This window comes from Massilia sp. DWR3-1-1, assembly GCF_049898325.1.
Taxonomy (GTDB): domain Bacteria; phylum Pseudomonadota; class Gammaproteobacteria; order Burkholderiales; family Burkholderiaceae_D; genus JAFCUW01.
On sequence record NZ_JAFCXL010000004.1, the window covers coordinates 75,684 to 88,017 of the forward strand.

General features: G+C 66.0%; 12 protein-coding genes. 11 read left to right on the plus strand and 1 reads right to left on the minus strand.

Translation table 11 applies throughout. From position 1 onward, the window contains the following. Positions 1-7: 7 nt before the first annotated feature. From ACP7EY_RS05740 to ACP7EY_RS05790, 11 genes are all read left to right on the plus strand, one after another. Positions 8-541, plus strand: a complete 534-nt coding sequence (locus ACP7EY_RS05740) for a VOC family protein (RefSeq protein WP_426191378.1) — start codon at positions 8-10, stop codon at positions 539-541. Beyond that, complete coding sequence (locus tag ACP7EY_RS05745; protein ID WP_426191380.1) at positions 538-2,034, plus strand: bifunctional 3-(3-hydroxy-phenyl)propionate/3-hydroxycinnamic acid hydroxylase; 1,497 nt, start codon at positions 538-540, stop codon at positions 2,032-2,034. The genes ACP7EY_RS05740 and ACP7EY_RS05745 overlap by 4 nt, the downstream gene beginning before the upstream one ends. Positions 2,035-2,146: 112 nt before the next feature. Beyond that, positions 2,147-3,556 (plus strand): 3-oxoacid CoA-transferase, encoded by a 1,410-nt coding sequence (locus ACP7EY_RS05750; protein ID WP_426191382.1) that lies wholly within the window; start codon positions 2,147-2,149, stop codon positions 3,554-3,556. A 125-nt stretch (positions 3,557-3,681) separates the two neighbouring features. Next, entirely contained in the window at positions 3,682-4,182 is a 501-nt protein-coding gene (locus ACP7EY_RS05755) for a flavin reductase (protein WP_426191384.1), read from the plus strand. 6 nt (positions 4,183-4,188) lie between these two features. Next, the gene (locus ACP7EY_RS05760; RefSeq protein WP_426191386.1) at positions 4,189-5,139 is read left to right on the plus strand and encodes a LysR family transcriptional regulator; all 951 of its coding nucleotides are present in this window, start codon (positions 4,189-4,191) and stop codon (positions 5,137-5,139) included. A 58-nt stretch (positions 5,140-5,197) separates the two neighbouring features. Beyond that, entirely contained in the window at positions 5,198-6,130 is a 933-nt protein-coding gene (locus ACP7EY_RS05765; RefSeq protein ID WP_426191388.1) for a dioxygenase, read from the plus strand. Between the two features lies 1 nt (position 6,131). Further along, positions 6,132-6,434, plus strand: coding sequence for a Dabb family protein (locus ACP7EY_RS05770; RefSeq protein WP_426191390.1), 303 nt, complete (start codon positions 6,132-6,134; stop codon positions 6,432-6,434). Between the two features lie 134 nt (positions 6,435-6,568). After that, positions 6,569-7,069 (plus strand): hydroxyquinol 1,2-dioxygenase, encoded by a 501-nt coding sequence (locus tag ACP7EY_RS05775; RefSeq protein WP_426191392.1) that lies wholly within the window; start codon positions 6,569-6,571, stop codon positions 7,067-7,069. A 26-nt stretch (positions 7,070-7,095) separates the two neighbouring features. Next, positions 7,096-8,100: a hydroxyquinol 1,2-dioxygenase gene (locus tag ACP7EY_RS05780; RefSeq protein WP_426191394.1), complete on the plus strand. Its 1,005-nt coding sequence runs from the start codon at positions 7,096-7,098 to the stop codon at positions 8,098-8,100. A gap of 198 nt (positions 8,101-8,298) precedes the next feature. After that, complete coding sequence (locus tag ACP7EY_RS05785; RefSeq protein WP_426191396.1) at positions 8,299-9,762, plus strand: aldehyde dehydrogenase family protein; 1,464 nt, start codon at positions 8,299-8,301, stop codon at positions 9,760-9,762. A gap of 51 nt (positions 9,763-9,813) precedes the next feature. Next, on the plus strand, positions 9,814-10,884 hold the full coding sequence (locus tag ACP7EY_RS05790) for a maleylacetate reductase (protein ID WP_426191398.1): 1,071 nt from the start codon (positions 9,814-9,816) through the stop codon (positions 10,882-10,884). 61 nt (positions 10,885-10,945) lie between these two features. On the opposite strand, the gene ACP7EY_RS05795 is transcribed toward ACP7EY_RS05790, so the two are convergent. After that, positions 10,946-12,256 carry an MmgE/PrpD family protein gene (locus tag ACP7EY_RS05795; RefSeq protein ID WP_426191400.1) on the minus strand — a complete coding sequence of 437 codons (1,311 nt, stop codon included), beginning with the start codon at positions 12,254-12,256 and terminating at the stop codon, positions 10,946-10,948. Positions 12,257-12,334: the final 78 nt, after the last annotated feature.

A 12,334-nucleotide genomic window follows, 5' to 3' on the forward strand; every position in this document is an offset into this window, starting at 1 on the left:
AACTATTATGGACCTGGGCCATGTGGGTATTCACGTGCGCGATTTCGACGCCATGCTCGGCTTCTACCAGCGCGTTTTTGGTTTTATCATCAGCGACATCAAGCGCGGCAGCGACCGTTCGATCGCGTTTCTGACCTCGCAGCCGGAGATTCATCACCAGTTCGTCCTCGCCAGCGGCAGGCAGGACGGCGACAGCTCGCGCGTCATCAACCAGATTGCGTTTCGCGTGGACGGCCTGGCCGAACTCAAACGCATCGGCGCGGCGCTGCGGACCGAGCCGGTGGATGAGGTCGCCATCATCACCCACGGCACCTCGTGGTCGATCTATTTTCGCGATCCGGAAGGCAACCGCATGGAGGCCTTCGTCGACACCCCGTGGTACATCGATCAGCCGTTTCGCGCGCCGATCGACCTCGAACAGACCGAAGCGGAACTGCGGGCGCAGACCGAAGCCCTGTGCCGGGCCCAGCCCGGGTTCTTGAACATCGGCGACTACCAGCACGCACTGGCGGCGCGCTTCACCCTGGCGTCAGCCGCATGAGCGGGCCCGCCGTGCAGGTCGATATCGCCATCATCGGGTACGGCCCGGTGGGGGCGACCCTGGCCAATCTGCTGGGCGTGGCCGGTCTGTCGGTGGCGATCATCGAGCGCCATCCCGATGCCTATGGCATGCCGCGCGCCACCCATATCGACGGCGAAGCGATGCGCGTGCTGCAAACGGCCGGGCTGGCCGAGGAAGTGGCGCAGACGCTGGGCCTGCATCCGCGCATGCAGTTCATCAATGCGCAAGGCGGCCTGCTGCTCGACTGGGTGCGCCCGACCGAGCCGGGGCCGAACGGCTGGCGCGACAACAATCGCTTCCACCAGCCCCAGCTCGAGCAGATCCTGCGGCGCGGCGTCGCCCGTTTTCCCCGGCATGTGGTGCTGTCCGGCTGCGAACTCGATGACATCGCGGAAGATGCAAACTGCGCCGTGGCGCGCTACACGCGCGCCGCCGATGGCAGCAGCGGCGAAGTGCACGCGCGTTACATCATTGGTTGCGACGGCGCCAATTCCCGCGTGCGGACCGTGATGGGCGCGGCGCTGCAGGTGCTGGCCGAGCCGGCCCAGTGGCTGGTGGTGGACGTCGCGCTGACCGCGCCGGTCGCTACACTGTCGCCCGGTACCGTGCAGATCTGCGACCCGGCACGGCCGATCACCAGCATCGAATGCGTCGGCGGCCGGCACCGCTGGGAAATCAGGCTGATGCCGGGCGACGATGTGGCGCATTTCGCCGAGCCGGCCATGGTGTGGCGCTTGCTGGCGCCGTGGCTCACGCCGCAACAGGCACGGATCGAGCGCGCGGTGGTCTACACCTTCCGCGCCGCGCTTGCCGACAAGTGGCGCCGCGGCCGCGTGCTGCTTGCAGGCGACGCCGCGCACCAGACGCCGCCCTTCCTTGGCCAGGGCCTGTGCGCAGGCATTCGCGATGCGGCCAACCTGGCATGGAAGCTCGACTGGATTGTCAAGGGACTGGCCCCGCAGTCGCTGCTGGAGAGCTACCAGCAGGAGCAGATGGCCCACGTGCGCGCGTTTATCGAGGAGGCGGTGCGTATTGGCGACATTCTCCAGGTGAGCGACCCCGAGTCGGCTGCGCGGCGCGACGAGGCGCTGGTCGCGCGTCCGCAAATGCTCAGTTCGATCCGCCCGAGCCTGGGTGCCGGCCTGCACGCACACTGGCCGGCCCCTGCCGGCAGCCTGGCGCAACAGCCCGTGTTGTCCGACGGCACACGCATGGACGACAAGGCGGGCATGCGCTTTGTGGTGCTGGCCGCGCCCGGCTTGCTGGACGGCGTCAGCCAGGCCACGCGCGACATCTGGCAGCGCGCCGGCGTGCTGGTGCTGGCAGGCGAGGGCAGCGCCTACCTGGCGCAGCTGGGCTGCCAGGGCCTGCTGATTCGTCCCGACCGTTACATCCTGGCGGCGCTCGACAGTGCCGCCCAGCTCGACGAGGCGAGCGCCTTGATACCCGTGTTGGCGCGGGGTGAGGCATGAGCGCCATGCTGCCGCACTGCTGCCGCTGTCGTTTCGTGATCTGCCCGGCCGGCGAAGAAGCCGCCTTGCTGCGCTTTCGACCATTGACTACTTCCACCACGGAGCTGCCGCGATGACTAAAATCTTTACTTCCGCCGAAGCGGCCGTGGCCGACATCCCCGATGGCGCCAGCGTGGCAATCGCCGGTTTCGGCGTCGGCCACAGCTACCCCAACAGCCTCGTCATCGCTTTGAAGGAGCAAGGCGCACGTCGGCTGTGCCTGGTTGCCAATTCGCTCGGTGCCGGCGAGTACCGGCCCGAGTTGCTGCTCGAGAACGGCCAGGTCAGCAAGGCGATCCTGTCGTTCTCGGCGCGTCCCGGCCTGCCGTCGCTGGTCGAGGAACGGGCAGCGGCGGGCGAACTGGCCCTCGAGATGGTGCCGCAAGGAATCCTGGTGGAACGCCTGCGCGCGGCCGGCGCCGGGCTGCCCGCTTTCTACAGTCCGGTGACCGTGGGCACCCCGCTGGCAAAGAACAAGGAAGTGCGCCAGTTCGACGGCAAGCAGTACGTGCTCGAACATGCGCTGGCGGTTGATTATGCGCTGATACGGGGCTTTCGCGCCGACACCCAGGGCAACGTCGAGTTCCGCGGCAGCAGCATGCATTTCCATCCCAGCTTCGCCAAGGGCGCGCGGGTGGCCATCGTCGAGGTCGAGGAAATCGTCGAAGCCGGCGCCATCGCGCCGGAACGGGTGGGCCTGCCCGGCATCTTCGTCGCCCGTGTCGTGCTCAGCACCAAAAAGGTGGCGGTGCCGAAGGGGGCCATGCGCCGCCGCGCCCCCGATACCCGGCGCGAATACTTCGGCAAGCCGGCGCTGTCGCGCATGGAACTGGCCGAGCGGGCCGCCGCGCTGTTGCCGGAGAACGCCTGCGTGAACCTGGGGTCGGGCTTGCCGACCCTGGTCGCCTCGCACGTGGCCGGACGCAACATCACGCTGCATGCGGAAAATGGCGCGCTCGGCTATGAACTGCTGAGCGAGTCCGGCACCCCCGACCCGGACCTGTTCGACGCCGCCGGCGGCTTCATCGAAATGCGCCCGGGTGGCGCCCTGTTCGACAGCGTGGTCTCGTTCGAGGTGGCGCGCTCGGGCAAGCTGGCCGCCGTGCTGCTGGGCGCCTACCAGGTGGCGCAGAACGGCGACCTGGCGAACTGGAGCGTGCCGGGCCAGGTCGGCGGCGGCATCGGCGGGGCGATGGACCTGATCGCCGGCGCCAGCCGGCTGATCATCGTCATGGAGCACAGCGACAGCAAGGGCCGCGCCAAGCTGGTGCGCGAATGCAGCTATCCGCTCACGGCGCCGCGCTGCGTCGACGTCATCGTCACCGACCTGGCGCTGCTGGTACGCCGCGGCGAGCAGTTCGTGATCGAGGAAGTCGCGCCGGGCTTCAGCGTCGACGAGGTGCGTGCCCTCACCGGCATGGACCTGCTGGCAGCCGAACAGGTGGGCAGCATGCGGCCCGGCGCCGGTTCCAGCGTTTGCTGAGGGCCGGGATACACAGATCGGACAGTTCGATGCGCGTGGCGGATCGCCAGATGACGGCGCGCTAAGATGAATTGTCCGGGTGTGCCTGTTGCCCCTTCGTCCCATTACTATTCGAGGAGTTCAAGATGACCGATCAATTTAAGTTTCGCGAGGGCATGTCCCGGCTGGTCGGCGCAGTGACCGTGATCACCACCGACGGCCCGGCTGGCGCCGGCGGTTTTACCGCTTCGGCGGTGTGCAGCGTCACCGACGACCCGCCGATGCTGGTCGTGTGCATGAACCGCAACAGCCGCCAGCACCAGGTATTCAGCGAAAATGGCGTTCTGTGCGTCAACGTGCTGACGGCCGAGCAGGAGCTCTTGTCGAAGGTGTTTGCCAGCGCCGCCACGGTGCCGGAGCGCTTTCAGCTGGGCCAGTGGAGCGTGCTCGACACTGGCGCCCCGGCGCTGCAACGGGCGCTGGTCAATTTCGATACCCGCATCGCCCAGACCATCGAGGCCGGCACCCACAGCATTTTTCTCTGCAACATAGTGACGGTGAGGATGGATGCGCAAGCCAATCTGGGCCTGGCTTACTTTGGTCGCCAGTACCATCCTGTGGGCGCGCAGGCCACCTGCGCGCAATGAGCTGATATGGACAGGTTCCTTTCGATCGAAGCGTTTGTCACGGTAGCGAAAAGCGGCAGTTTTGCCGAGGCTGCAAGGCAGATGCGGGTGTCGAAGTCGGTGATCACGACCCGGGTGCAGCAGCTCGAAGACTACGTCAGCACGCCGCTGTTTCATCGCAATACGCGCAACGTGCGCCTGTCCGAATTCGGCCTGGCCTTCTTCCACGATTGCAGCGAACTGGTGTGCAAGACCGATTGTCTGGTCGACCAGATGCGTGAACACCAGGGCCTGTTCGTCGGGCAGCTAAAAATCCATGCGCTGCCCGGCTTTGTGCTCGGACATCTCGCGGCCTACCTGTGCGAGTTCCAGGAGCAGTACCGTCACATCGTGCTCGATCTGTTCGTCAGCGATATGGTGGTCGATCCCATCAAGGCAGGGGTCGACTGTTCGCTGCAGATATTCCATACCCCATCGGAAGACATCATCGCCAGGAAGATATTCCCGGTACGGCGCGTGTTCTGCGCTTCGCCCGCATATCTCGAGCGCCATGGCGTCCCCGCCGATCCCCGCGATCTGCACGGGCACCGGATCGGCCTGTATTCCGGCTATCCGACGCGCGACCGCTGGCTGTTCCACCGCGAAGAGGAAAAAATCGTGCTGGACCTGAAGCCTGCGCTGCGCAGCAACAGCGTGCATTTGCTCAAGGAGTATGCGCTCGAGGGCGCCGGCATTGTTTGCATTCCGACCCTGGTCGCATCCGAGAGCATCCAGAGCGGCGCGTTGCACGTGATTATCCCCAACTGGCAGTTATCGTCGTTCTGGCTGTCGATCGTGTACCCGCGCAGCCACCGCGGCGGCGCCAAGCTGAGACTGTTCGCCCAGGCCCTGCAGGAGCGCTATGCCGGCGAGCCGCCATGGGACCGCGCGCTCACCGACAGTGGCATCTTGCCACGTACGCTGATCGATTCGCCATGAATGCCGGGCGCCGCTGGCGCACGCAGGCATCAACAACGACAGGGTAAGGAGGACGACGATGGAACATGACACGATACAGAATCGGGCCGGCGCTGGTGCGGCCGGCGAGCTAGCCGACGTCGACGAACACACGATCACCGCACTGGTAAACGGCCGGATTGCTGCCACGGCGGCGCCGCGCCTGGCGCAGATCGTCGCGGCGTTGACGCGCCACCTGCACGACTTTGCGCGCGAGGTGCGCCTCGACGAAGACGAGCTGATGGCGGCAATCGCTTTCATGACCGAGGTAGGACAGATGTCCGATGCCCGGCGCCAGGAATGCATCCTGTTGTCCGACGTACTGGGGCTGTCGATGCTGGTGACGGCGCAAAGCCGGCGCAAGCCGGCCGGGTGCACCGAGGCCACCGTATTCGGCCCGTTTCATGTGCCTGATTCGCCCGAGCATGCGCCCGGCGACGATATCGCCAATGGCGCCCCGGGCGCGCCATGCTTCGTGCGCGGGGTGGTCAGGACGCTCGACGGCACACCGGTCGCTGGCGCCAAAATCGAAGTGTGGCAGGCCGACGAGGCAGGTTGCTACGATGTCCAGTATGCCGGCCTGGAACAGGCGCGCGCCCGCGCCACCTTGCGCACCGACGCCCACGGCGCTTACCGCTTCCGCAGCATCGTCGCCAGCCCCTATCCGATTCCCCACGACGGACCGGTCGGCCGGCTGCTGGCAGCGTTGGGACGCCATCCGTGGCGGCCCGCCCATCTGCATTTCATGATCACGGCCGACGCATGCGAGCCCTTGATCACCCATGTGTTTCGCGCCGGCGCCCCCTACCTTGATGCGGACGCCGTGTTCGGCGTGCGCCAGTCGCTGATCGCCGAATGGCGCCTGCACCCGCCAGGGCCGGGTCCCGGTGGCGTGACGCTTGCGCAGCCGTTCTACACGCTCGACTTCGATTTTGTCCTCAATGCCAGCGCAGGCGTGAGCGAAAGCGCTTGAGATGATCAAGCATATCGTGATGTGGCAGTTGAAAGAGGAAGCGGCGGGCCGCACCCGCGCCGGCAACGCCAGGCTGGTCAAGGCATGGCTCGAGGCGTGCCGCGACGCCATTCCTGACATCCTGTGCTTCGACGCCGTGCTCACCCAGGAGGGCATGGCGGCAAGCTGTGACGTCATGCTGTATGCGGCTTTCCCATCGCGCGCCGCGCTCGAGGCGTATCTGGCGCATCCCCTGCACCAGCGCCTCAAGCAGCGTATGGCGCCGTTGTGCGATGCCAGGCACTGCTTCGACTACGAAGTGTGATGCACACTGTTCTGAAAATGCGAACAAAGTGGTCGGCAGGCAGGCACTACTGCGTTGCTGGCGCAATGGCTACACTCGTTTTCGTTCGACCGGTGAACCGGCGGTATTTTTTTGCAGCGATAGAGGAGAGCAAGGTGGGATATACAACAAAGTTCGGCTCGCTGGAGAGCTACGAAAAGGGCGGCGTCCAGGTCATCAACGACGACGTCAAGAATTACGCGTTCTCGAATTGCTTCGATATCGCGAGCCGGTCCAGGCCCTACGAGAAGGTGGTGTTCGGCATCAACCAGATCTACGTGCTCGAGGTGCTGCGCGCCGAAGGCGAGTCGCCGTGGTACACCTGTGCACACGACGAATTCGCCTTGTGCATGGACAAGGACGTCGACATCCACCTGGTCAAGCTTGAAGCGGCCCAGCAGGTCGCCGATGCGGAGCACAACGGCGCCGTTCTGTTGGACGGCCCGCCCCGGGGCGCGCGCATGGGCTGGATGCGCCTCAAGCGCGGCCACCAGGCCATGCTGCCGGCCCGTACCGCCTACCAGTTTCGGGCGCCCGAAGCGGGCGTCATCGTCCTGCAGACCTGCCAGGGCGAGCTGTCGGTCGAAAAATGGGCGGACATCTGCCAGGCAGCCTGAGACTCTCACCTTAAAGGATCATCCCAATGGACATCGCAACGACATTCCGCTCCGTGGCCACCGACCCGCATCCGGTGCATGGCTACAAGGGCTATCAGCTGGGCGACTTTGCGTTCGAACGCGACGAATATTTTGCCCATATCCGCTGGAGCACCGCCGACGGCAAGCCAGCTTCGCACACCATGGACGCCGGCGACTTCCTGCGCGCCCTGATGCGCGACGTCGGCTGGGGCTTCTTTTACGGATGGGTCAATTTCGACAACGTGTTCGGCACCACCAACCATTACAAGTCGGTGGACGTGTTTGCCGGCACGTACAACGCCAGCTATAAAAAATCGAATGTCGACTTGCTGCAGAACTTCCCGACCGAGGAAGTGCGCGTGACCTTCGTCGACATGCTGGAAGACTGGACCAATGCAGGCTTCGATCCCTATGCCGCGCCGCAGGAGACCGGAGCGCCCTACGGCCGCAAGAATGGCAGCAACCTCGACGCCGTGCGCCGCGTTCGCCAGCTCGCCGAGCGCTGCGTCGGACTGAAGGACGATCTGGCGATGCGCACCGATGCCGGCGGGTATCCGGTCAACCGGGCCTTTGCCGACATACCGCAGGATGCACCGGAACTGCATCCCGAGCCGGGCTTCGAAAACGAGGTCCACGCCTTCAATCTGTTCGCCTACCTGTCGCGTTCGGACGTGGTGTGGAATCCCTCATTCACCTCGGTGGTCAAGCACAGCTACATGTGCCCGACCACCGAAGAGCACAAACTGCCTATTGTGCATGGCAACGACCGGGTCGAGTGGTTCTTCCAGATGTCCGATGAAATCATCTGGGATTGCGGCGACAAGAACACGGCCGAGCCCCGGGCGCGCGTGGTGATGAAGCCCGGCGATATGGCAGCCATGCCGGCCGATGTACGCCATCAGGGCTTTTCGCCGAAGCGCTCCATGCTGCTGGTGTGGGAGAACGGATCGCCGCAAATCGTCTACGACATCATCGAAGGCCGTGCGCCGGTCAATCCGGTGTCCTTCTAGCGTGGTGCGTGCCTGACGCGCAGTCGGGCCGCGCGATCTGTGCCACTGCCGGCATCTTTATCGAGGCAATTTCGCCCTCGCCACACCAGGCAAGGCCTGTTCCCCGACGCGCGGCGTAGACCGCGTGTCATTGCCCGGCCGGGACGTCCCGGCCGCGGCGCCGCGCGCCCATGCTGGTGCGAACTATACGGAGTCTGCATGCAAACCCAACTTTTCATTAACGGCAAATTCGTCCCTGCCGAGGACGGCGCGACCCTGCCGGTGCTCAATCCGCACGACAATTCGGTGATTGCCAACGTGGCGATGGCCGGCCCGGCCGACATCGACAAGGCGGTGGCCGCGGCACGCAAGGCGTTTCCGAAGTGGGCGCGCATGGCGGCAATGGAGCGCGGCCGTCTGTTGCTCAAGCTGGCGGACGCGATCGAAGCGAATGCCGACGAGCTGGCCCGCCTGGAGTCGATGGACACTGGCCATCCGCTGCGCGACACCCGCCACCTCGACGTGCCGCGCACGGCGCTGACGTTCCGCTATTTCGGCGGCATGGCCGACAAGCTCGAGGGCAGTGTGATTCCGGTCGAGGCGGGGTTTCTCAACTATATGCTGCGCGAACCGATCGGCGTGGTCGGCCAGGTGGTGCCATGGAATTTCCCGCTGATGTTTACCAGCTGGAAGATGGCGCCGGCGCTGGCGGCTGGCAATTGCATCGTGATGAAGCCGGCCGAGCTGACGCCGCTGGCAACGCTGCGCATCGCCGAATTGATGGCCGAAGTCGGCTTTCCGCCGGGCGTCGTCAACATCGTGCCCGGCCTGGGTCATGTGGCCGGGCAGTACCTGGCCGAGCACGACGATGTCGACAAGATTGCCTTCACCGGCTCGACGGCGACCGGCCGCCGCATCGTCCATGCCTCTGCCGGCAACCTCAAGAAAGTGCAGCTGGAGCTCGGTGGCAAGGGCGCCAACATCGTGTTCGGCGATGCCAATATCGCCGCTGCTGTCAACGGCTCGGCCTTCGCCATCTTCCACAACCAGGGGCAGGCGTGCATCGCTGGCTCGCGCCTGGTCCTGCACAAATCGATCGCCGATGAATTCATCGAGCGCTTTGCGCGGCTGGCCGCCTCGATCAGGATTGGCGACCCGCTCGATCCATCGACCGAGATGGGACCGCTCACTTCAATCGAGCACCGCGATCGCGTGCTCTCGTATGTGGATGTCGCCTTGTCCGAAGGCGGCCGCGTGATCCTGGGAGGCAAGGTGCCGTCCGACCCGACACTGGCGCGGGGCTGCTACGTCGAGCCGACCATTGTCGAGGCCAAACCGACCGACCGCGTCAGCCAGGAGGAAGTATTCGGGCCCTTCGTGTCGGTGGCAACGTTCGAGACCGACGAGGAAGCGCTGGCCATCGCCAACGGTACCGAATATGGCCTGGGCGGCGGCTTGTGGACCAATGACCTGACCCGCGCGCATCTGCTTGCGCGCAACATGAAGGCGGGCATGGTGTGGGTCAACTGTTACAAGCGCGTCAATCCGGCGTCGCCCTTCGGCGGCGTCGGCAAGTCCGGGTATGGTCGCGAGATGGGTTTCGAAGTGATGCGTGAATACACCCAGGCCAAGTCGGTGTGGGTCAATGTCGACGCCGGACTGGCGCCATACTATCCGCGCTAAGCGACTGCGACTGCTGCCGCGGCTGCGGCCCGTTGAATGAAAGGAAACAGCATGACAGGTACCAGCAACTTTGTATTCGACAGTCGCCTGCCGCGGGTGGTGTTTCGCCCCGGCAGCCTGCGCCAGGTGGGGCAGGAGATTGAATTGCTTGGCGCGCGGCGCGCGCTGGTATTGTGCACACCCGAACAGCGCGCCAGCGCCGAAGCGGTGCGCGATGCCATCGGCGCGCGCTGCGCCGGCATTTTCGACCGCGCCGTCATGCACGTGCCGATTGAAACGGCGCGCAGCGCGCGCGCCCTTGCCAGTGAACTGGGCGCCGATTGCGCCATCGCCATCGGCGGCGGTTCCACGACCGGCCTGGGCAAGGCGATCGCGCTGGAATCGGCGCTGCCGATCCTGGCCATTCCCACCACCTACGCCGGCAGCGAAATGACGCCGATCTACGGGATTACTGAAGGCGGCATCAAGAAAACCGGGCGTGACGCGCGGGTGCTGCCCCGCACCGTCATCTACGATCCCGAGCTGACGCTGAGCCTGCCCGTGGGGCTGTCGGTCACCAGCGGCATCAATGCAATTGCCCATGCGGCCGAGGGCCTGTATGCGCAGGATGCCAACCCGATCATGTCGTTGCTGGCCGAAGAAGGCATCCGCGCGCTGGCCGACGGCCTCGTGCGCATCGTCGCCGACCCGGCCGACATCGCAGCCCGCAGCGACGCGCTGTACGGCGCCTGGCTGTGCGGCACGGTGCTCGGCAGCGTCGGCATGGCCCTGCACCATAAGCTGTGCCACACCGTCGGCGGCAGCTTCAATTTGCCGCATGCGGAAACCCACACGGCCATTCTGCCGCACGCGCTTGCTTATAACGCCGCGGCGGCGCCGCAGGCCATGCAGCGCATTGCGCGCGCGCTCGGCGCCGACGACGCCGCGCGCGGTATGGCAGCCCTGGCGCGCCGCCTGGGTGCGCCGCTCGCGCTGCGCGAGCTGGGTATGCGCGAAGAAGACCTGGATCGCTGCGCCGCCCTGGCCACCGAAAATGCGTACTGGAACCCGCGTCCGGTCGAACTGGCGGCGATTCGCGGCCTGTTGGACGATGCCTGGCATGGGCGCGTCCCCGGCGCTTGAAAGCGGCGAGGGCGGCTTGAGAGGACTGGTACTGCGGCCGATGCCTGCGCCGGCAGGTTTCTCAGCGCTGCTGGGCAGCGAAGATCCCGTTCAAGGCGCGCCACAGGGATTGTGCGCCGGCGCCACCGTCGAAAGCCCGGCTGCACAGCGCTTCGATGGTTTCGGCAGCGCCACGATCAAGCGCACCTTCCGCCAGCCGCATGAATTTCACGCGCGTGGCCGCCAGATCGAAAGGCCGGGCCGGATCGCCCCAGGCATCGACGACGGTCCGGCTGGCCACCATGCGCTCGCCAATAAATAGCTCTACGCTAGCGGGAAAGGCTTGCGGCGCAAGTTCCTGCAGCCGGGCGTCGGCAAGCACCTCGACCTTTTGCGCAAGGCAGGCCATGGCGGCGCTGTGCAATGGCTGCTGGCGCTCGATATCGAGCAAATGGCGCGGGTTCAGGCCGGCCAGGGCGATGTTGTAGGCGCAGCTGGTAATGCGCGACAGGCGGCTCGTTTCGATATCGTAGTGGCCGACCATGCGGGCGTGCGCCGGCGGCAAGCGCACCCGGATACGGCTGATGGCATCGTTGGCGATGCCCTGGTCGAGCAGATGCAGGAATGCGTCGATCACCGCCATATTGTGCTTTGCCATGCAATACGGTTTGATGCTGGTGCGCTCGACTGCGCAGCCATCGCACAGCACGTCCTCGATGCGACCCGGTAGTACGGCAAGGCCGTGCAGGGCGGGGAGGCGGTCGCCGTCGAGCAGTGTGTGGTCGCCGTTGAAGCCCTGGGCGGCGCTGAAGGCTGCCACGCAGCCAGCCCTCGCGGCCATGCCCAGCAGCAACCATCGGGCTGACGTGCCCGGTCCGGCGGCCACGCCGGCGCTGGCACTGCCGCCAGGGCGGCCGTTCGATGCGGTGAGCGCGATCGCCAGTGCGTTGGCGGTGCGCGCGGCGTCCAGGCCGAGCATCACCGCAACCACCGCTGCGGTCGTGACGGGCGCCAGCAGCAGCGTCGGCCAGACGCCCTGGTGCAGGATGTCGCGGCCTGCCAGTGCTTCGCCCAGGCCGGTCATCACAGCGTAGCCTACCCGCATGCCGGCGGCCAGGCGCCGGGCCGCCTCCGGCGTGCCGGTATGCGCGGCGAGCGCCAGGGCGGCAGGCAGGACCACTGCCCCGGGAGTGGTGCAGGACGGCATGTGGATGTCGTCCACCTCGGTCAGCCGGGTGCTCGCGGTGGCCAGTGCGATCGCATCGAGCAGGGAAGGACTGAACACCGGCGGTGCCCCGGCCCCGGCCATGCCGAGCCGGTGCAGTTGCATGCCCTCGCTCGAGGCGGTCCCGGCGATCCAGGCACCGACCGTGTCGAGCAGATGGAGATGCAAGGCTGATCCGGCCCCCTCGGTTGCGGCCGCTGCGTCGCCCGGCGCGGCGGCCGCGATTGCCCGGGCCAGCGTGTCGAT